This is a genomic window from Undibacterium pigrum, assembly GCF_003201815.1.
GTDB classification, from domain to species: domain Bacteria; phylum Pseudomonadota; class Gammaproteobacteria; order Burkholderiales; family Burkholderiaceae_D; genus Undibacterium; species Undibacterium pigrum.
In genome coordinates this window covers 1,499,013-1,519,327 of the sequence record NZ_QJKB01000001.1, presented here as the reverse complement: position 1 = coordinate 1,519,327, position 20,315 = coordinate 1,499,013, and the positions used below count along the sequence as shown (strand labels likewise).

At 50.5% G+C, this 20,315-nt stretch carries 19 protein-coding genes; 11 read left to right on the top strand and 8 right to left on the bottom strand.

Going from position 1 to position 20,315, the window contains the following annotated elements; genetic code table 11:
* Positions 1 to 312: 312 nt before the first annotated feature.
* On the top strand, positions 313 to 1,416 hold the full coding sequence (locus DFR42_RS06790) for a VCBS repeat-containing protein (RefSeq protein WP_110254112.1): 1,104 nt from the start codon (positions 313 to 315) through the stop codon (positions 1,414 to 1,416).
* A 103-nt stretch (positions 1,417 to 1,519) separates the two neighbouring features.
* Here the strand turns inward: DFR42_RS06790 and DFR42_RS29860 are convergent, their stop codons facing one another.
* Positions 1,520 to 3,262 carry a methyl-accepting chemotaxis protein gene (locus tag DFR42_RS29860; protein WP_110254111.1) on the bottom strand — a complete coding sequence of 581 codons (1,743 nt, stop codon included), beginning with the start codon at positions 3,260 to 3,262 and terminating at the stop codon, positions 1,520 to 1,522.
* A 198-nt stretch (positions 3,263 to 3,460) separates the two neighbouring features.
* On the opposite strand from DFR42_RS29860, the gene DFR42_RS06780 reads away from it, so the two are divergent.
* Positions 3,461 to 4,447 carry a fumarylacetoacetate hydrolase family protein gene (locus DFR42_RS06780; protein WP_110254110.1) on the top strand — a complete coding sequence of 329 codons (987 nt, stop codon included), beginning with the start codon at positions 3,461 to 3,463 and terminating at the stop codon, positions 4,445 to 4,447.
* 118 nt (positions 4,448 to 4,565) lie between these two features.
* The gene (locus DFR42_RS06775; RefSeq protein WP_425450870.1) at positions 4,566 to 5,666 is read left to right on the top strand and encodes an ABC transporter substrate-binding protein; all 1,101 of its coding nucleotides are present in this window, start codon (positions 4,566 to 4,568) and stop codon (positions 5,664 to 5,666) included.
* Positions 5,667 to 5,721: 55 nt separating this feature from the next.
* On the opposite strand, the gene DFR42_RS06770 is transcribed toward DFR42_RS06775, so the two are convergent.
* Positions 5,722 to 7,983 carry a patatin-like phospholipase family protein gene (locus DFR42_RS06770; RefSeq protein ID WP_110254108.1) on the bottom strand — a complete coding sequence of 754 codons (2,262 nt, stop codon included), beginning with the start codon at positions 7,981 to 7,983 and terminating at the stop codon, positions 5,722 to 5,724.
* A gap of 290 nt (positions 7,984 to 8,273) precedes the next feature.
* On the opposite strand from DFR42_RS06770, the gene DFR42_RS06765 reads away from it, so the two are divergent.
* The 4 genes from DFR42_RS06765 to DFR42_RS06750 all read left to right on the top strand — a co-directional run bounded on the left by DFR42_RS06765 (position 8,274) and on the right by DFR42_RS06750 (position 11,053).
* On the top strand, positions 8,274 to 9,215 hold the full coding sequence (locus DFR42_RS06765; protein WP_110254107.1) for a CysB family HTH-type transcriptional regulator: 942 nt from the start codon (positions 8,274 to 8,276) through the stop codon (positions 9,213 to 9,215).
* Positions 9,212 to 10,015, top strand: a complete 804-nt coding sequence (locus DFR42_RS06760) for an HAD family hydrolase (RefSeq protein WP_110254106.1) — start codon at positions 9,212 to 9,214, stop codon at positions 10,013 to 10,015. The genes DFR42_RS06765 and DFR42_RS06760 overlap by 4 nt, the downstream gene beginning before the upstream one ends.
* Positions 10,008 to 10,661, top strand: coding sequence for a class I SAM-dependent methyltransferase (locus DFR42_RS06755; protein ID WP_110254105.1), 654 nt, complete (start codon positions 10,008 to 10,010; stop codon positions 10,659 to 10,661). The genes DFR42_RS06760 and DFR42_RS06755 overlap by 8 nt, the downstream gene beginning before the upstream one ends.
* A gap of 95 nt (positions 10,662 to 10,756) precedes the next feature.
* Positions 10,757 to 11,053, top strand: a complete 297-nt coding sequence (locus DFR42_RS06750; protein ID WP_110254104.1) for an SCP2 sterol-binding domain-containing protein — start codon at positions 10,757 to 10,759, stop codon at positions 11,051 to 11,053.
* A 101-nt stretch (positions 11,054 to 11,154) separates the two neighbouring features.
* On the opposite strand, the gene DFR42_RS06745 is transcribed toward DFR42_RS06750, so the two are convergent.
* Positions 11,155 to 11,493: a hypothetical protein gene (locus DFR42_RS06745; protein ID WP_110254103.1), complete on the bottom strand. Its 339-nt coding sequence runs from the start codon at positions 11,491 to 11,493 to the stop codon at positions 11,155 to 11,157.
* 103 nt (positions 11,494 to 11,596) lie between these two features.
* On the opposite strand from DFR42_RS06745, the gene DFR42_RS06740 reads away from it, so the two are divergent.
* Positions 11,597 to 11,920, top strand: coding sequence for a 2Fe-2S iron-sulfur cluster-binding protein (locus DFR42_RS06740; protein WP_110254102.1), 324 nt, complete (start codon positions 11,597 to 11,599; stop codon positions 11,918 to 11,920).
* Here the strand turns inward: DFR42_RS06740 and DFR42_RS06735 are convergent.
* The 5 genes from DFR42_RS06735 to DFR42_RS06715 all read right to left on the bottom strand — a co-directional run bounded on the left by DFR42_RS06735 (position 11,917) and on the right by DFR42_RS06715 (position 18,304).
* Positions 11,917 to 12,921 (bottom strand): CapA family protein, encoded by a 1,005-nt coding sequence (locus tag DFR42_RS06735; RefSeq protein WP_245936848.1) that lies wholly within the window; start codon positions 12,919 to 12,921, stop codon positions 11,917 to 11,919. The genes DFR42_RS06740 and DFR42_RS06735 overlap by 4 nt on opposite strands.
* The gene (locus tag DFR42_RS06730; protein ID WP_245936847.1) at positions 12,921 to 13,355 is read right to left on the bottom strand and encodes a hypothetical protein; all 435 of its coding nucleotides are present in this window, start codon (positions 13,353 to 13,355) and stop codon (positions 12,921 to 12,923) included. The genes DFR42_RS06735 and DFR42_RS06730 overlap by 1 nt, the downstream gene beginning before the upstream one ends.
* A 36-nt stretch (positions 13,356 to 13,391) precedes the next feature.
* A complete protein-coding gene (locus DFR42_RS06725) occupies positions 13,392 to 14,786 on the bottom strand; it encodes an MBL fold metallo-hydrolase RNA specificity domain-containing protein (RefSeq protein WP_110254279.1) in 1,395 nt (464 codons plus the stop codon).
* 170 nt (positions 14,787 to 14,956) lie between these two features.
* On the bottom strand, positions 14,957 to 17,071 hold the full coding sequence (locus DFR42_RS06720) for a 3-hydroxyacyl-CoA dehydrogenase NAD-binding domain-containing protein (protein ID WP_110254101.1): 2,115 nt from the start codon (positions 17,069 to 17,071) through the stop codon (positions 14,957 to 14,959).
* A gap of 30 nt (positions 17,072 to 17,101) precedes the next feature.
* Complete coding sequence (locus tag DFR42_RS06715; RefSeq protein WP_110254100.1) at positions 17,102 to 18,304, bottom strand: acetyl-CoA C-acetyltransferase; 1,203 nt, start codon at positions 18,302 to 18,304, stop codon at positions 17,102 to 17,104.
* A gap of 144 nt (positions 18,305 to 18,448) precedes the next feature.
* Here DFR42_RS06715 and DFR42_RS06710 point away from each other — a divergent pair, with 144 nt between their 5' ends.
* The 3 genes from DFR42_RS06710 (at position 18,449) to DFR42_RS06700 (ending at position 20,232) form a co-directional block, all read left to right on the top strand.
* Entirely contained in the window at positions 18,449 to 18,928 is a 480-nt protein-coding gene (locus DFR42_RS06710) for a thioesterase family protein (protein ID WP_110254099.1), read from the top strand.
* Between the two features lie 58 nt (positions 18,929 to 18,986).
* On the top strand, positions 18,987 to 19,772 hold the full coding sequence (locus DFR42_RS06705; RefSeq protein ID WP_110254098.1) for an enoyl-CoA hydratase/isomerase family protein: 786 nt from the start codon (positions 18,987 to 18,989) through the stop codon (positions 19,770 to 19,772).
* Between the two features lie 256 nt (positions 19,773 to 20,028).
* Positions 20,029 to 20,232, top strand: coding sequence for a cold-shock protein (locus DFR42_RS06700; protein WP_007878889.1), 204 nt, complete (start codon positions 20,029 to 20,031; stop codon positions 20,230 to 20,232).
* Positions 20,233 to 20,315 lie beyond the last annotated feature (83 nt).

The window sequence follows — 20,315 nt, the reverse complement described above, 5'->3', positions numbered from 1 at the left end:
GTATGACCTGATGCCAGGCCTGCCAGTTCCCGTGTTTTATCAAGCGTAAAAAAATCTGGCATTGCAGCTCTTTTCTCATAAAGCTTTTTATTCTTTTACCGTTACCTGTGTAGATCACGCATATTCCATTTGAATGTCTGAGACTTTTGAAATGCGTGCGGATGGAACAGGTAGCTGGCATATAAGCCATGCGTGGTCGCGCCTTATGATAAAGGCTGCGAGGGAGTTTTTCGCCCGATCACATCGCATGTTTTTTTTGCCAGCATGGGTTCCAGGTTTTTGTTGGTTTAATGGCCCAGGCTGGAGCGCATCATGAAAATTGCATCATCGGATATATCTCTCTCATCGCAACATGCAGCGACAGCGACGCTGGAAACGCAGGAGAGACTGCGCGCCTGGGTAGGTAATAAGCGTCCTGATTTTGAAGGCAGGAACGCCAGCCTGCCTGCCAACCTGAGAAATTCTTCAGCAAATGTGCAAATCTCCGATGCTGGCTGGGCAGCACAGGCTGCACCCGCAGGCAGTTCTGCCACATCCTCAGCTGACTCAGTCCAGCAAGCCAGTGATGAGGCAGAAAATGATCCACGCATACGTTTGATCAGATACATCGTTGAATTGATGACAGGTAAAAAAATCAATCTCCTGAGCAGTGCAGATATACAGCAGGCTGAGGCTACTCCGACGCCTGCAGCCCAGGCTAATCCTGATGCAGCGACAACACCTGCGCCAGGGCCAAGGCCGAAGCCAGCAGGGTGGGGTGTAGAAATCGACACGCACCAATCCTATACCGAAACAGAGCAAACTTCTTTTCATGCCAATGGCAAGATAGTGACCGCGGATAACAGGGAAATCAGCTTTGATCTGTCTATCCAGCTCAGTCGCAGCTATCACGAAGAAAGCAGCACGAATATCCGGCTGGGCGATGGCAAGAAAGTTGATCCACTGGTCATCAATTTTGCTGGCAATTCTGCCGAGCTGACATCGCAAAAATTTGCCTTCGATTTGAATGGCGATGGCAAAAAAGAAAATATCTCTTTTGTCAAAGGCGCTGGTTTCCTGGCGCTGGACAAAAACAATGATGGCAAGATCAATAATGGCAGTGAATTGTTTGGGCCAGGCACGGGCAATGGATTTTCTGAACTGGCCGCCTATGACAGCGATGGCAATCACTGGATAGATGAAAACGACGCCGTCTTTGATAAACTGAAAATATGGACCAAGGACAGCAATGGCAAAGACCAGTTGCAAAGTCTGAAGCAGGCCAATGTCGGCGCACTGTATCTCGGTAATGTAAGTACAGATTTTTCCCTGAACAATGCACAAAACCAGTCGGATGGACAGCTGCGTTCTTCAGGTATCTGGTTGAGTGAAGATGGCAAGGCGCACAGCTTGCAGCAGGTTGATTTATCGGTTTGAGCTGTGGAGTAGCATCAGAAAGTACATCAAGAAAACAGCTCTCCGGCAATTAGCCGGCGAGCTGTTTTTTTGACCTTGAGATTTTGTCGAAATCTTTGCCAGATTAAAACTCTTCCCAGTCATCATTGCTACCTGCAGATGGTTTTTCCAGACTGGATTTCTTTGCGGTGGGCTTTTCTGCTGGCTTGCTCGCCGCAGGTGCCTTGCTGATTTTCAAGGTAGTTGTGGTGGACTGTGTTGTACGGACTTTGCTGGCAGCAGGTCTGGCTTGAGCCGGAGCAGGAGCCTGAACATTCACCATGCTGTCAAGTTTGAAAACACTGACCGCCTGGGCCAGTGCCCCAGCTTGTTCCTGCATACTTTCTGCCGCCGCTGCTGCCTGTTCTACCAGGGCTGAGTTTTGTTGCGTCATTTCATCCATGTGGGTAATGGCGAGGTTGACTTGTTCTATGCCCGCGCTTTGTTCCTGGCTGGCGGCAGTGATCTCGCTCATGATATCGGCGACATGTTTGATGGATGTCACGATTTCACCCATGGTCATGCCAGCTTCATCGACGAGCTTGTTACCCAGGTTGACCTTTTCTACCGAATCATCAATCAGGGTCTTGATTTCCTTGGCTGCGCTGGCGCTGCGTTGTGCCAGGTTCCTGACTTCGGCTGCGACTACGGCAAAGCCACGTCCCTGTTCACCGGCACGGGCAGCTTCTACCGCAGCATTCAAGGCCAGGATATTGGTTTGGAAGGCAATCCCATCAATGACGCCGATAATGTCGACAATCTTGCCCGAGCTGTCCTTGATAGAGCCCATGGTATTGACGACCTGGCCGACGATATGCCCGCCCTTGGTGGCAACTTCTGTCGCTGAGATCGCCAGTTGATTGGCCTGGCGCGCATTGTCTGCATTTTGTTTGACAGTGGAGGTCAGCTCTTCCATGGAAGAAGCAGTTTCTTCCAGTGAGCTGGCCTGTGACTCTGTCCTGCTGGACAAATCTGCATTGCCAGAAGCAATTTCGCTGGAGGCAGTGGAAATCATGGAGGTACTGCTATGCACCTGGCTGATGGTCATGACCAGGCTATTATTCATGTCGGCGAGGGCGCTCAGCAGTTGTCCGGTTTCGTCACGTGAGCGTACCTCTATGCGGCCGGTCAAATCGCCATTGGCAACCTTGGTAGCGACTTTGACTGCTTCATCCAACGGGTTGGTAATCGAGCGTGAAATCCAGGTGGCAAAAGCAGCACTGATAAGAAAGGCAATAATACCCAGGACTATCATCAGATTGCGCGAAAACATGATGATGCTCTTGATCTCTTCACCATTCGCATTCATGTCTGTTTTTTGTATGCTGGCGAGCTTGTCTATATCAATCAGGGATTGCTTCAGCGCCGGGAAGGTGGCTTTCCCCATCATGGCAATAGCTTCATCTTTTTGATCCAGCTCGATGAGGTCACCGGTTTTGCTGAAAGCAGTTACAAAAGCGGCATTGGAGGCGACCAGTTTGTCAACCGCTTCTCTTTCCCGGGATTCCAGTGCCAGCTTTTTGGAGATTTCAAGCAGGGCGCTTATTTTTTTCTTGTTCGCATCAATCGCTCCATACTGGGCCGTGCGGGCGCTCTGGTCTGGTGTAATAAACAACTCCAGCGTGCGGCTGCCGTTTTCCTGTATCAGGGCAGAAATCTCCAGTGCACTGGCGACACCTACTGCATCATCTTCCAGTATTTGCCTGTTACGGTCAGCGATGTCATTCAATCTCACTACGCTGATGACGACCATCAGCAGCATGGTCAGCAAGGTCAGGCCGAAGCCAAAGCTGAGACGTACCCTGATTTTAAGATTACTGAAGTTCATGGCTGGTATTCCTGTACAAATCAGTTTTAAGGGGGTGGGCGACTGCGATTTTTGACTTACTTCTTGTTTCAGCATACCTAAAATCGTAGGGCTTTGCAGAGTAAAACGATAATTAGTCGTGCCAGTTGTCTGTTTCCTGACAGTTTGGTGTTTTCGTTCATGTAAAATTGTAAAATACTTGATCAATACAGAGGATTTATGAAGCTTGCAACACTCAAGGATGGGTCCCGGGATGGGCAATTGCTGGTAGTGGCCCGTGATTTAAAGACGGCAGCCATTGCTGATGGCATAGCGCCGACCTTGCAACGTGCACTGGATGACTGGAATTTTATCCAGCCCCAGCTAGAAGAATTGTATAACCGCCTCAATGCAGGGCGTGCTGCCTATAGTTTTGAGTTTGATCCAAAAAACTGCATGGCCCCATTGCCACGCGCCTATCAGTGGGCTGACGGTTCATCTTATGTCAATCATGTAGAACTCGTGCGCAAGGCCAGAAATGCCGAGATGCCTGACAGTTTCTGGCATGACCCGCTCATGTATCAGGGTGGTAGCGATGATTTCATCGGTCCCTGTGACGATATCGTTGCTGGCTCTGAAGAATGGGGCATAGACTTTGAAAGTGAGATCGCCATCGTGACCGGCGATGTGCCCATGGGTGTCAAGGTACAGCACGCCCGGGATCATATACTTTTGCTGATGCTGGTCAATGATGTGTCACTGCGCAACCTGATCCCGGCTGAGCTGGCGAAAGGCTTTGGTTTTTTTCAGTCCAAGCCAGCTAGCAGTTTTTCGCCAGTGGCAGTGACGCCAGATGAACTGGGCGATGCCTGGAAAGATGGTAAAGTCAATCTGGCCTTGCGTTCCAGCGTTAATGGCATGCTGGTGGGCCAGCCGAATGCGGGTGTGGATATGGTGTTTTCCTTTCCACAGTTGATTACGCATTTGTGCAAAACCAGAAATGCCAAAGCAGGCACCATCATAGGTTCGGGCACAGTCTCGAACAAGGATGCCAGCAAGGGTTATAGCTGCATCGCCGAAAAACGTGCGCTGGAAATGATTGCACTTGGTGAGCCAGTGACACCGTATATGAAGTTTGGTGACAGCATCAAGATAGAAATGCTGGATAAAAATGGCAAATCCATCTTTGGAGCGATAGATCAGAGCGTGGTTGAACCAGACTGGTAATACAAGCATGGTATTGAACTCAGCATCCTGAAAACCTGTTTTGGAGCATGGCATGTCCTTGATCTTTTCTTATTCACTGCGTAGTGCGGTTGTCGCAGCCCTGAGCCTGGGCAGCCTGATGGCCCAGGCACAAATCAGGGTAGGTATTAATTTGTCGACTACAGGGCCAGCGGCAGCTATTGGTGCTTCATCCAAAAACGCCGTCATGCTGTGGCCAAAAGAAATCGCTGGCAAAAAAATCGAGTACATCCTGCTCGATGATGCCAGTGACCCCGGCAATGCAGTGAAAAATACACGCAAGCTCATTACTGAAGAAAAGGTCGATGTCATCGTCGGCCCTAATACCACGCCCAGCGCCCTGGCAATGCTGGAAACCGTGGCAGAAAATGAGACACCCATGATTATCCTGGCAGCCTCGGCCAGTATAGTCGAACCCATGGATGCCAAGCGTGCCTGGGCTTTCAAGATGCCGCAGAACGATACCCATATGACCACCATATTGACGCAGCATATGGCAGACCATGGTGTGAAGACCGTGGCTTTCATTGGTTTTGCAGATGCCTATGGCGAAGGCTGGTGGCGCGAGTTTTCCAAACTGGCGGAACTGCGTCATATCAGGATTGTGGCGAATGAGCGCTTTGCCCGTACCGATACCAGCGTCACCGGGCAGGTTTTGAAGATGATGTCCGCCAAGCCTGATGCGGTGCTGATTGCGGGATCAGGCACACCTGCAGTCTTGCCGCAAAAGACCCTGATAGAACGTGGTTACAAGTCACAGATTTACCAGACCCATGGCATCGCCAGCCTGGAATTTTTAAAGCTGGGTGGCAAGGATGTGGAGGGAACTTTATTCCCTACCGGGCCAGCCGTAGTGGCGCTGCAATTACCTGAAAAACACGCAGTCAAAAAAGTCTCTGCAGATTTTGTGCGGCTATATGAATCAACTTATGGTGCTGGCAGTGCCACGCAGTTTGCTGGCGATGCCTGGGGTGCTTACATGTTATTGGCAAATGCCATCCCTGTCGCTTTGAAAACTGCACAGCCAGGCAGCAAGGCTTTCCGGGCTGCCTTGCGTACCGCCCTGGAAAACACCAGGGACCTGGTTGTGCCCCAGGGTGTCATCAATATGAGCGCGACTGACCATGTAGGCCTGGACCAGCGTTCCCGTGTCATGGGTAAAATCCAGGGTGGGAAATTTGTCTATGCCTATGGCGGTTAATATGCCTTGGCAAGGATAATAGAAAACGCTCAATTCTTAAAAATTGAGCGTTTTTTTATTGCCTGCCTAACTGGAAGAAAACATTTTTTGCGCCACTTTGGCCTACCGCAAAACCCAGGTAGATAGGGCCGATGAAACTGTTGAAACCAGCGAACAGGCTGGCACTCTTGCGTAATGACTTGAGTGACATATCTTCGCCCCGGTTCCAGACATTGCCTGCTTCCAGGGATGTGCCCAGGAACAGGCTTTGTCCCGCCAGATCAAACTTCACGGCGCGCAGCAAATAGGTCAGGCTGCCATACACCATGAAGTCACCTGTGAACTGGTCAGGCTGGTAGGCAGACAATTGCTGGAAACCGCCCAGGGTATAGCCTATGCCGCGTACATCTGTGCCTTTCTGGAACAGGCCCGCTGCATTCAGTTTCAGGTTGATGCTGTGGTTGTTGATGCTATTGGCCCAGGTGGTATTGACGGCCACTTCCTGGAAGTTTTTATGGGTGTCACTCGTGCCGACGAAGGCACTGGCATCCACTTTATAGCCATAGCGCGGGAAACTGACATCACTGAGCTGATCTATGACGACGGCAGACTTCAGGCCAAATTGCTGCAAGTCAGCGCTGGGCAGTGACTCCACTTTCACGCCGCCATCTTCATCCCGCAGCAAGTAGCCACCTATCTTGGGTCGTACGCGGTAGCGGTTGAAATTCAAACCCAGCTTGGCTTCACCCAGTATGCTTTGTTCGCCCAGGCGGAAACCAAGATCCAGCCCCAGCTTGTCACTACGGAAGTTGTATTCGGCAATGCGGGTATTACCGCTATATAAATTCCTGGTGTTTTGCCCTAGCTCTGCAAATGGTGCGAGGTACATGCCTTCGCGCTCAAACAGGGGTTGTCGCAATTCAGTATGGTATTTGATGCTATTGCCAAATTCCAGGTCATTGCGCCATTCGAGACCGCCATCAGTCAGCCAGGGACGCCTGTGACCAACCTGCAGTTTGAAGCCGCCCGCGCCTTCAAAGCCGCTGGAGAGCGCCAGGCCAAAGCGCAGGAAATGCGGTCCCCAGTTGCGGCCATAGGCATTCACGCGTATGCCATATTCGCCATCACGCTCCACCAGTTCGTGGTTGATGCTGTCAAATTCGCGGGCATTATTCAGTATCGCCAGCTTGCGGTTGATATCGTCTGCCTTGTATTCATGGCCAGTGCGTATATTCAACTGGCGGCGGATATCACTCTCGGGCACGGCGCCGTTGGTGACGACGTCTACAAATTGTATTTTGATCGGTGGTAGTTGCGGGTTAAGACGTATCTCATGCCTGATGGCATAGACTTCGGCTGGCAGGCTATATGCTGCCAGCCTGGCATCCAGGGCATGGGTGGCTTTTTCCCCGATGAGTACGGCTTCTTTTGACCTGGCAAAATCCATGAAGCTGATATTGCCCAGACCAGGCTCTATCAGTAAGTCATTGGGCGTGAGCAGGGCTTTTTGGGCTTCGACATTTTGCTCGGTCAGGATATTCACCATTTGCTGGCTGACATTGAACAGGGTCAGCAACTGGTCGCGTGGCATCAGTGGTGTGCCTATGTTGACGGCAATCACCACGTCTGCCCCCATTTGTTTTGCTATATCCACGGGCAAGTTTCTTACCAGGCCACCGTCGGATAGTAATTTGCCATCTATTTCTATGGGCGCAAATACGCCTGGTGCTGCCATGCTGGCGCGTATGGCTTTATGCAGAGGGCCTTTGGTGAAGACCACCATTTTGCCGGTTTCCATATCTGTGGCCAGCGTACGGAAAGGGATGGGCAGGCTGTCAAACTCTATGTCTGGCTGCAAATGGGCAGTCCAGTTCTGTAATATTTCCAGGAACTGGCTGGCTTGCACCACGCCTGCGGGCAGTCTCACGCCATTGGCACTCAGGCCCAGGGTTGCTCCCAGCGGATATTGCTCATCTTCTTCCCTGACGCTTTGTGGCAGGTAACGTCTTTCTACACGGTCAAGGGCAATGTCATTGAGTTTCAGGGCATCCAGCCTGGCTTCGATTTCGCTGGCAGAAAAACCTGCCGCGTACAGGCCGCCGACCACGGCGCCCATGCTGGTGCCAGCAATGCAGTCTATGGGGATGCGCAATTCTTCAAGCACCTTCAGTACGCCTACATGGGCAAAGCCACGTGCGCCACCGCCAGACAAGGCCAGGCAAATTTTGGGTTGTTTTACCTGTGTTGCGGGAACTGTAATGCTTTCTGCATGGGATATAACAGGTGTCAGCAAGTAACTGGCAAGACTGAAAACTAGCAGTAAAAATGATTTAGGCATGTTGTAATTGTTGGAAACATGGAATTCTTGGCTCAGGGTCTATATACTAGCGTATGCATATAAAACGATGCTAACCTAGGTATAATTGCATAAGAACTAGTTTGCGATCTGTAGCGAGCGGGTGTCAGCGGGGTCAGGGTAACAAAAACGCAGCGCAAAAAGCGGAATGTACTCTAGTACATGAGCATTTTGAGCAGCGCACGAGCCCCATATAAGCCACAACCGCGCTCGCGCTTAAGATCGTAGACAGGTTCTACGAGATTATCCTCGCCTTTACAAAAAAACTACCCATGAACCTACATCAATTGCGCTTTGTACGCGAAGCTGTAAGACAGAATTTTAATCTGACTGAGGCTGCCAAGGCCTTATTTACATCGCAACCCGGTGTTTCCAAGGCAATTATTGAACTGGAAGAGGAATTGGGCGTCGATATCTTTACCCGTCATGGCAAGCGCATACGTGGCTTGACTGAGCCGGGCAGGGCAGTCTTGAAGTCAGTTGAACTGATTATGCAAGAAATTGACGGGCTCAAGCGCATAGGCAAGGAATTCGCAGCGCAGGACAGTGGCAGCTTTACCATTGCCACCACCCATACCCAGGCACGCTATGCCCTGCCCAAGGTGGTGCAGGCCTTCATGCAAAAATATCCCAAGGTGCGTTTGTCCCTGTTGCAGGGTAATCCCAAGCAAATCGCCGAAATGGTCATGCGTGACCAGGCCGATATTGCGATTGCGACAGAAGCAATCGCTGGCTTCGATGGCCTGATTTCCTTGCCATGTTATCAATGGGAACATGTTGTCGTCTTACCGGTTGAGCATCCCTTGCTGAAATTAAAGAACATCAGCCTGGAAGAAATTGCCAATTATTCATTGATTACCTATGACGCAGCCTTTGCTGGCCGCAGTAAGATAGACCATGCTTTCCAGATCCGTAATCTGAAGCCGGATATCCTGCTCGAAGCCATTGATGCTGACGTTATCAAGACTTATGTAGAACTGGGCATGGGCGTTGGTATTATTGCTGGTATGGCTTTTGATGCAGAACGTGACAAGAATTTGCGCGCCATACCGGTAGGTCAATTGTTTGGCATTAATATTTCGCGGGTGGCAATCAAGCAGGGGGCCTATCTGCGCAGCTATATTTATACCTTTATAGAGTTACTGAATCCTACCCTGAACCGCAAAATGATAGACAATGTAATGCAGGGTAATAAGGATACCTACGATTTATGAGCATGCAGGTACTGAGTAGCTGGCCTGTAGAGCAACGCAGGCAGGTGCGTGGCATATTGACGGATATTGATGATACTTTCAGCAGTCATGGCAAGCTGACCGTAGCCGCACTGGCTGCGCTGGACAGGGCAAAAACTGCGGGCTTGCGGCGCATCGCTGTGACAGGGCGGCCTACTTACTGGACCCTGCCTTTGTTAAGGCTATGTGATTTTGATGCCGTCATTGCTGAAAATGGCGCGAGTGCTTTCTGGCTGGATGAAGAGGGCAGGCAACAGGCCATATACTACGCTGATGCAGCAACCCGTTCGCAACACAGACAACGCCTGCTGGATTTTGCTGACATCATGCGCAGGCATTTTCCTGATGTATTGCCTGCTGCCGATGCGGCGCAACGCATAGGTGACCTGGCGTTTGATATTGCAGAAAATATTCCTGCGATACCGCTGTCACAATTAAATGAAGTCGTCGCCCTGATACGTGAACATGGTTTTCATGCAACCACCAGCAGCATCCATGCCCATGCCTCTGTGGCGCCATTCAGCAAGCAAAGCATGAGCCTGAGAGTATTGCATGAAGTATTTGGTGTCGACGATGACGACGCAAAAAAGACTTATGTATTTATTGGCGATTCTGCCAATGATGCCAGCATGTTTGCCCACTACCCGCTCTCGGTCGGGGTGGCAAATATACGCAAATACCTGGACAGATTCGAGGCCCACCCGGCCTATGTTTGTCAGGCCGAATGCGGCGAGGGATTTGTAGAGCTGGTAGATTTTCTGTTGAAAGATAAAAATGAGTGAAAATAAAATGCGCGAATACTATGCGCAACGTGCCCAGACTCTGGAAAAAGTGTATCAAAAACCTGAACGCCAGCAAGACTTACGCGAAATTCAGGACAAAGTGCTGGATGTACTGAAAGACCAGCGCGTGCTGGAAGTCGCCTGCGGCACTGGCTACTGGACTGAGCGTTTTGCGCCTCAGGCAGCCAGCGTTGTCGCGACTGACTATTGCCAGCCAGTGCTGGATGTGGCCCAAGCCAAATCTTACCCAGAAGGCAAAGTGCAATTTGCCCTGGCAGATTTGCATGATTTGCCCGCAGCAACGGCGGATCAATACACGGCTTGCTTTGCCGGTTTTTTCTGGTCGCATGTCATGCGTGATGACCAGACCAGTTTGCTGGGCCATCTCAGCAAGGTGACAGGCAAGGGCACTACCCTGGTCCTGATCGACAATAATTATGTCGAAGGCAGCAGCACCGTCATCGCCCGCACTGACCTGGCAGGCAATACCTTCCAGTTGCGCAAGCAGGAAGATGGCAGCAGGGTAGAAATTCTCAAGAACTTCCCTACTGATAGTGCACTGCGCAAAAAGTTTGGTCCTGCTGTGCGTGATATCCGTATTTTCAGGAATACTTACTACTGGATGCTGACCTGCGTATTGAAGTAGGCTTTTGACGAGGAAGTTCCCGCACTTCTAGTATTGTCCCTCGAAAGCCTGCCGTGATACATTGCAAGTCGTTTAAATTTTTTCTGGAGTAATTCATGGATCTGCAAGCTTGCACAGAAGCGATACGCGCTAAAGTTGGTGATGATAGTGGTTTGAATGCCACCCTGAAATTTGATTGCGGTGATGAAGGCGTGGTATTCGTTGATGCGCTGGTGACACCAAATACTGTCAGCAATGAAAACAAGGAAGCTGGCTGCACGATCACAATTTCCCTGGAAAACCTGGCAGCCTTGCTGACTGGCCAATTGAATCCTATGAACGGCTTCATGATGGGTAAACTGAAAGTTTCCGGCGACATGAGCGTTGCCATGCGTTTGCAGACAGTGGTGTAAGTCTGGCCTGACAAATTAGCTTTAATGGAGCGGCATTTCCTTTAGCGATGGCGAGGAAATGCCGTTTTCATTTTGCAGCTGCAATATGCACTCACTATGCACTAGACCAGCGACATCGCACTCAATGCCAGTGCCGATGTGCCATCTGGATACAGAGCATCATAGCAGCGTGTACAACTGCTGCAAAAAAGGTGGGAACGCTTGACGAATTTGTAGCGTAATATCAGTTGCAATTGTACGCCACTGCAATGGGGGCAATGCTCACGCATATGACCTGCCGAGGGCGCATCCTCGGATTGAAAACCTTCTTCTAACAATACTCCTTCTATGACATCACGGGGATCAAGCTGCATCAGTATAAAATCTGGTGCACGGGCATTGCGCCTTTCTGAGTAAGTGTCTTGCTGTTGGGAAAGTAGATGGGCACTCGCTGTCATCATGTTTAGCTCCTGAAAAAACTTCTGCCGCTGTTGAGTCAAAATGAGGGCAGACTTTCAATCTAGTAAAATTCAGGCATGAAGACAAGGTTGATAGCGAGAAAAAATGAATACGCCGGATGTATTAGTAAATAAAGTATGGACACTGACCGTGCAACCCCAGGGTTGGACATGCGACGCCGTCGATGAGCTCAGCCTGCTGGAAGCCGCCTTGCTGGAAGGAATACGTATCCCCAATTCATGCCGTAACGGCAGCTGCCGCACTTGCATGTGCAAGATGCTGGCAGGGGAAATTAAATACCAGATAGACTGGCCCGGCCTGAGCCTGGAAGAAAAGCAGGAGGGCTGGATTTTGCCCTGCGTCGCCCAGGCCTGCTCTGATGTGGTGCTGGATGTGCCGGCAGCAGTAAATGTCCTGGAAAAGACTTAATCACCCGCATTACTGCATTGCTTAAGCTGCCCATCTTTACGGTCCCAGCAGGCTGTGCTGGCTTCAGGCACAGGGTGGGGCATACCATCTTTATCTATCTTCGCCAAACGGGTATTCCAGGCACTGACACCTTTTTTATCCAGTTGCAGACGTATGACCCAGCCGCGGGTTTGTGGTTCATTGTCCAGCTCATCCATAATGAAATTACCCAGGCTGTAAATGATGGGTTTTCCCTTATAGTGTTCAACATCCTGTATCACATGAGGATGACCACCGATGATGGCATCGGCACCTGCATCTATCATCAATCTCGCTAGCTGGCGTTGCCTGTTGACGGCAAGTTTGTCATTTTCCCAGCCCCAGTGCATGAAGGGGATGACCAGGTCAGCATGGTATTGCTGGCGGGCCTGGCGTATATCAAGCACCACTTGTTCATCTTCACTCCAGGCGACACCTGCGGCCTGTGCTTCTGCCTCAAAGCTGCGCGGCATATACTCGTTATAGCCCAGCAGGGCAATGCGCAAGCCTTTCTTCTCGATGATCAGCGGTGTATGCGCCTCGCGCAAATTATTACCGCCACCAAAGCGTTTGATTTGTTGCTGATCCAGTAAACCCAGCATCTCCTGGAAAGCCGCGCGGCCAAAATCACCTGAGTGGTTATTTGCAATCGACACTGCATCCACGTGCTGCTTCAGCGTAGTCAAAGTGTGGGGGTGGGCGCGGAAAGTAAAATTTTTGTCGGCGGCATCGCCGATTGTCGCCACTACGCATTCGAGGTTGACGACGCGGATGTCGGCATTTTTAAATAAACTGGCAAAGGCAAAGAAGGGGTCTTTGCCTTCAGCAATCATTTTTCCTGGCTTGCCATCCAGCACCACATCACCGGCAAACAATATGCTGACGCTATCTTGTGCCAGCGCTGTACTTGTGGCCATGACAGACAAAGCCAAAGCCGACAGTAAATGTTTTACACCCTGGTTTGCACGTTTAAGCTTCATCATCATTGCACCTCTTGCAGTGTGCAATGGTATTGCAGTTCACGCTCGACATCACCGGCGTAGATGGAATTTTGCGGGGTCAGCGGGCTTTCTTTTTTTGTGACTTTGAAGGGCGGGCGGTAAGTCGCCTGATGCACGGGGATATCACTGCGGCGTGTCTGGAAGTAAGCATACAGCTTGATATAGTCTATCTGCTGTGCCTTCCCAACCATGACAGCCTTGAATGTGAAGCGTTCACCTATATCGCTAGCCTTCACATCATAGGGGTCTTGCACTATCTGGCTTTCTATCGTTTGTTCGCTGCCAGCATAGCTGACATAGCAGCGCAATAAAGGCTTGGCCAGACTACTTGTGCTCAGGGAGCATGCAGAAAAAAAGACGCCGCATGCGATTAAAGATACATAATCTTTCTTCTTGGTTCCTGCAAAGGCCAGCATAGATCCACCGATGTCTGTTTGTACAAACGTCAATTATCACAGTATTTGCGGATGCAGGGAAGTCAGAGTTTTGCCGTCTATCTTGTAGCAGGATAAATGTTCAGGAACTTCACATCGCCATCTTAATTCGCTCTCAATCTTTAAACGCAAGTGATCAGCTGCCGACGGTTCGCCATGAGTGATGAAACTGCGTAGGGGGGGCTGCTTCAAATGTTTAAGCCATCCCAGCATTTCTTCATAATCCGCATGTGCGGACAAACCATCAACCATAACAATCTTTGCTCGTACTCTGATATCCTGGCCGTGAATATGAACTGTGTTTGCACCATTCACCAACTTGTCTCCTCTCGTGCCACCAGCCTGGTGGCCGCAAAAAACGATGGTATTTCTGTCATCTGGTGCCATGTATTTCATGTGATGAAGCACACGGCCGCCAGTAGCCATGCCGCTGGCAGAAATAATGACTTTAGGCCAACGTTCATTGTTCAGACGCTGTGATTCTTCCGGCGTTCTGACATAGGTAGTCATGGCTGTCAAGCCAGCGATATCTTCAGCCGAGAGTTTCAGGGAATCCGCATAGTGGCTATAAATGCCGGTTGCGCTTTCTGACATGGGGCTGTCCAGATAAATTGGAAAATCATGTATTTGCTTATTCTTGCGCAACTGGTATAGCAAATACAGCAGTGTTTGTGCGCGTCCAACGGCAAATGAGGGTATCAGCACCGAGCCACCACGTTGTACTGTGCTATTGATGACATCGCGCAAATCGTTTTCGGGAACGCTGTTGCTGTGCAGTCGATCACCGTAGGTTGATTCTACGATGAGGTAGTCAGTTCTTTCCGGGAATTCAGGCGCCTTCATGATGTAATCGCGAGGCCGCCCTATATCGCCAGAAAATAACAGGCTGGTTTGTTCCATTCTTAAAGAAATGCTGCAAGAGCCCAGGATATGCCCGTTTGGTATCCATTTTGCCTGCACATCATCGGCTATCGTAATGCTGGCATGCTCGTCAATGTAGTGGAAATGCTTGAGTGCCTTGTCAACATCCTTGCTGTCGTACAATGGCAGTGCCAGATCATGTTTGGACAGGTGGTGGCGGTTGAGGTAGGCGGCCTCTTCCTCAAAGAGATGCGCAGAATCGCGCAATAATAATTTGCATAGCGCGAATGTGGCTTTGCTGCAGTAAATCTTGCCTTTGAATCCCCGCTTGACCATCAATGGAATATATCCAGAGTGATCAAGATGGGCATGGGTCAACAAAATCGCATCGACTCTCGCTGGGTCAAATGGAGGATCTTCCCAGTTGCGTAAGCGCAGTTGCTTGTAACCCTGGAACAGGCCGCAATCGACCATGATGTGGCTGTGGTCAGACACCAGCAGATAACGTGAACCAGTGACTGTGCCAGCAGCACCCAAGAAATGCAATTTGATCAAAATACACCCCCATTCAGGATAGTGTTTTCATCTCAGCCCGATGTCAGGCAGGTTCAAAGAACACAAACACTATTGAACACGTACAGGCATATTCAAGTCAATGACCTGTTAACTCCTGGCAAGCCTTAGTTTTACTTTGTTTGTGCTAACTCAATCATGGTGCCGGTTTAGATCAGTTTAAGATAATTTTCCGGCAGGGCGAAGCGTTCTCCATAGAGTGTCCGCAATTCTGCTGCACGTCTGGCAAATGCCTGTGAGCCCACATAATGCACAAATTGCACGGCACCACCCGTCCATGCCGGGAAACCTATGCCAAAAATTGAGCCTATATTGGCATCGCGGGTCGATTCCAGTACACCTTCATCCAGACAGCGCAGGGTTTCTATCGCCTGCATGTATAAAAACCTGTCTTGCAAATCGGCGTAGGGCAGGCTGTATCCGGCCTTACCAAATAATGCGCTTAGCTCGGGCCACAGATACTTCTTGCCACCGCCTGTGGGATACTCATAAAAACCTGCGCCAGCAGCCTTGCCAGCGCGCTGATGCTGATCAAGCATGACATTGATGATGGCAGCAGATGCGGGTGCTTGCCAGCTCTTGCCTTCCGCTTCCAGATCAGCCCTGGTTTGCGCTGCGACCTGGCGTGACAGGCTCAGTGATACTTCATCCTGCACTGCCAGCGGGCCTACTGGCATTCCGACTGAAAGCGCTGCATTTTCTATGAGTGCTGCTGGCAAGCCTTCGGCCAGCATGCTCAGGCCCTCGTTGACAAAACTGGCAAACACCCGACTGGTGAAAAAGCCGCGTGAGTCATTGACGACGATGGGTGTCTTGCCTATCTGCAGTACATAGTCGTATGCGCGGGCCAGTGTTGCCTCACTGGTTTGCTTACCCTTGATGATCTCCACCAATTGCATTTTCTCGACGGGTGAAAAGAAGTGTATACCTATGAATCGTTCGGCATTGCTGACTGCTTTTGCCAGTCCGCTGATCGGCAGGGTGGAGGTATTACTGGCCATGATGCCATCTACAGCCAGCATGCTTTCTGCTTCGCTGGTGACAGTCGCTTTGAGTTCGCGGTTTTCAAATACGGCTTCGATGATGAGATCACATCCAGAAAAATCACTGGCACTTGCCGTAGGCTGTATCAGTTCCAGTTGGGTCGCTGCTTTTTCTGCAGACAAGCGACCCTGGCCTACTTTTTTGTGCAGACCGTTGGCAATATTGGTTTTGCCCTGTTCGGCTTTTTCCAGCGTCTGCTCTTTCAATATCGTCGCTATGCCACGCGCTGCACTGACAGCCGCTATGCCAGCGCCCATCATGCCTGCGCCTATCACACCAAGTTTGCTGACTTTGGATTTTGCGATGTCTCGCGGGCGGCTTTTGCCTGAGCTGATTTCCTGCATCTGGAAGAACAGGGTGCCTATCATGTTCTTGGCAACCTGACCTGTTGCCAGATGTGTGAAGTAACGGCCTTCAATTTTCAGAGCATTATCAAAATCGACTTGCGCACCTTCTACCATGGCTGCCAGTATGGCTTCCGGGGCAGGATAATTGCCACGGGTTTTTTCGCGCAGCATGGCTGGTGCCACCATGATCATCGGTAGCAGCTTGGCAGAGTTGGCTGCGCCACCCGGCAGTTTATAGGCTGCATCATCCCAGGGCTGTTGTGCCTGTGGATTGGCCAGTATCCAGGCACGGGCCTGCTGCAGCATGTCTTCATGGCTGCTGGCAAGCGCATGTACCAGACCAGCCTTGACGGCAGCGGTTGGGGAAATCTGCTTGCCTTCCAGCAGGTAGGGCATGGCTTCCTGCAAGCCCAGCATACGTACAGTACGCACCACGCCGCCCGCGCCCGGCAATAATCCCAGTGTCACTTCAGGGAAGCCGATTTTAGCTTTGGGATTTTCCAGTGCGACCCGGTAATGACAGGCCAGCGCCAGTTCCAGGCCACCACCAAGAGTACTGCCATTGATGGCGGCAACTACCGGCTTGCCCAGTTTTTCCAGGCGACGCAGCACAGCCTTGTTTTTCTCTACCATTTCCAGGCAGGCTTTTGCATCCTGTATGCTAATGAGTTCACGCAAGTCGCCACCGGCAAAAAAACTCTCTTTGCCAGAAGTCAGGATGATGCCACTAAGCTGCTCTTTTTCTTCTTCCAGCCTGGCAACGGCAGATGCCAGTGCATCACGAAATGCCGCGTTCATGGTATTCACCGACATACCTGGCATGTCTATGCTGAGGGTGACTATCTGTTGTTCGTCTTTGCTGTAATTGATCATGATGTTCTGCTCTCGTGCTTATGTTCTGGTTTATACGCGCTCTATGATGGTGGCGATGCCCATGCCACCACCTACACACAGGGTAATGAGGCCACGTTTTAACTGGCGCGCTTCCAGTTCATCAATCAGATTTCCCAGCAACATGCAGCCGGTTGCTCCCAGCGGGTGGCCAAGGGCAATCGAGCCGCCATTCACGTTCACTTTTTCTTCCGGCACCTTGAGGTCTTTCATGAACTTCATGACGACAGCTGAAAAGGCTTCGTTAACTTCAAAAAGATCAATATCTTCTATGCGCAGGCCAGCCTTGTTCAATGCTTTCAAGGTCGCCGGGCCTGGGCCGGTCAGCATGATGGTGGGGTCTGTGCCTGTCACAGCAGACGCAACAATGCGGGCGCGCGGGTTCAGGCCCAGACGCTTGCCCATGGCTTCGCTGCCTATCAGGGCAAGGGCTGCACCATCGACGATGCCGGAAGAATTGCCGGCAGTATGTACATGGTTTATCCGTTCAATATGCGGATACTTGCGTATGGCGACGCTATCAAAACCCATCTTGCCCGGCATTTCAAATGAAGCCTTGAGCGAGGCCAGTGCTGCCATGCTGGATTGTGGTTTGATGAATTCATCTTCAGCCAGTATCACCAGTCCATTCATGTCGTGCACAGGGCGTAGGGATTTGAAGCGGCCAGCAGCTCGCGCTGCCGTGGCTTTTTCTTGCGAACGCAGCGCAAAGGCATCGACATCTTCGCGGCTGAAGCCTTCCAGCGTGGCGATCAGGTCTGCTCCTATGCCTTGCGGTAAAAAGTCAGTTTGCATATTGGTCTGTGGATCGGCTGCCCAGGCACCGCCATCTGATCCCATGGCCACGCGCGACATCGATTCAACCCCACCAGCAACCACCAGGTCTTCCCAGCCTGAGCGCACTTTTTGCGCCGCCAGGTTGACTGCCTCCAGACCAGAAGCGCAAAAGCGGTTCAGTTGCACGCCTGCGACTTGCCAGTCCCAGCCTGCAGCCAGGGCGGCGGTCTTGGCAATATCTGCACCCTGGTCACCGATAGGGGTAACGCAGCCCAGCACGACATCATCAATCAGCGCGGTATCGAGCAACAGGCGTTGCTGCATATCCTGCATCAGGCCTGACAACAGAGAGATGGGTTTGACACTATGCAGTGAACCATCTTTCTTGCCCTTGCCACGCGGCGTGCGCGGTGCATCAAAAAGATAGGCTTCAGTCATTTCATTCTCCTGTCTGCTGGTCTGTCTATGTGTGGATGGATCGCTTTATTGGTGCTCAAGTGTATGATGATACAATTAATAAAGCAAATGCTTGATTAAATACTGTGTGACTGATTCGACCACGAAATATGAGGAAAACACGCAATGACACAAAACATCATTAACAACCCAGAATTTCAGGGCATGCTCAAAATGGTGATAGAAGAAAAAATCCCGTTTTGTCATTTACTGGGTATGAAGCTCGACAGTTTTGATCCGGATGCGCCGCGTCTCAGCATAGGTATGCGGGATGAATTATTGGGCAACTTTGCCCAGGGCATGCTGCATGGTGGTGTGATTGCTTCTGTACTCGATAGCGTGGCAGGTTTTGCCATCTTGCTCAAGATGGCACAGCAAAGCCCGCAAGATGATGTGCTGTCGCAGATCAAGGAATTTGGCAAGATGAGTACCATAGACCTGCGCATTGATTATCTGCAGCCAGGGCGGGGCAAGCATTTTGTTGCCACTGCTGAAGTCACCAGGCTGGGCAAGCGCGTTGCCAATGTCCTTATGGATTTGCGTAATGAAAAAGGAGACAGAATTGCAACAGGTGCCGCCGCTTTCATGTTACATGGCCGGGCCTGATTGCCTTTCTCCTCACTTGTTACTAGGATGTAGATATAGCTAAAACAAGGAGGATGAGATGAGCATACGTCTTGAAAAAGCCAATGGACTGGCCACCATCATTTTTGATAATCCACACTGCATGAATGTGATGGGGGCAGCAGAGATACGCTCCCTGAACCAGTTGACCGAGTTGCTGGCAGAAGACCGCAGCATACGCGTCGTCATTATCCGTGCCGAGGGCAAAGTGTTTGGCGCTGGTGGTGACATCGCCAGCTTCAAGCCCGGTGACCCTGCATCCCCCGAAGCCATACGTGAAATTGGTGCCGAGCTGAACCAGGCAATATTGCGGCTGCATAAGTTACCTGCGATAGTCATTGCCTCTGTCCATGGTGCAGTTGCCGGTGGCAGTATGGGCACCATGAATGCGGCTGACCTGGTTGTTGCTGCCAAGGGCACACGCTTTAATATGGCCTACGCCAAGATAGGGGCCAGTCCTGATGTAGGTAACACCTGGTTCTTGCCGCGCCTGGTAGGCAACCGCAAAGCGCTCGAATGGTTATTGTTTTCAGAGAATTTTGATGCCGACGAAGCCCTGGCTTTTGGCTTGATTAATCTTGTGGTGCCACCAGAGCAATTGAAAGATGTGACCGAGAAGCTGGCCATGCGCTTGCTGCGAGGCCCGCAGGAAACCTATGCCCGAATGAAGCGCCTGGTATATCAGTCAGATGCGACTTCTCTTGAGCAACAGGTCAACGACGAAATCGAAGCTTTTGCGTCCATCACGATGACACCAGACTTCGCGGAAGGTGTGTCGGCTTTCCTGGATAAGCGCACCGCCCATTTTGGCTGCAAACTTAATTAAAGACTGTAATTCGGTAGGGAGAGAAGGAATATGACAATTGCATGACAGATTTTGTGTCTGAAAACCGGTTTTTACCTCTGAAAACGCAAGATTAATTGAGTGTGTAGTGTTTTATTTTACTTTTTCCCGAAATTCTGCGTATAATCGTTCAGTCGTTGAGATTCAAAGTGGTAGTGCAGTATCAGTCTGTCATTTCTTACTTGGTTGAAACGATCTATCGGGCATATGCCCACATTAACTGAAATAGGAAATTGTAATGGCAACAGGTATTGTTAAATGGTTCAATGATTCAAAAGGTTTCGGCTTCATCACTCCAGATGAAGGCGGTGAAGATCTGTTTGCTCATTTCTCCGCTATCCAATCTAACGGCTTCAAATCTTTGAAAGAAAACCAACGCGTTTCTTTCGAAGTAACGACAGGCCCTAAAGGCAAGCAAGCTTCTAACATCCAAGCAATCTAATTGCTTCTTTGCTAGTATGCTAATATCTGGTGTCACACCAGATTTGCTCTAAAAAATCCCCGATTTATCGGGGATTTTTTTTA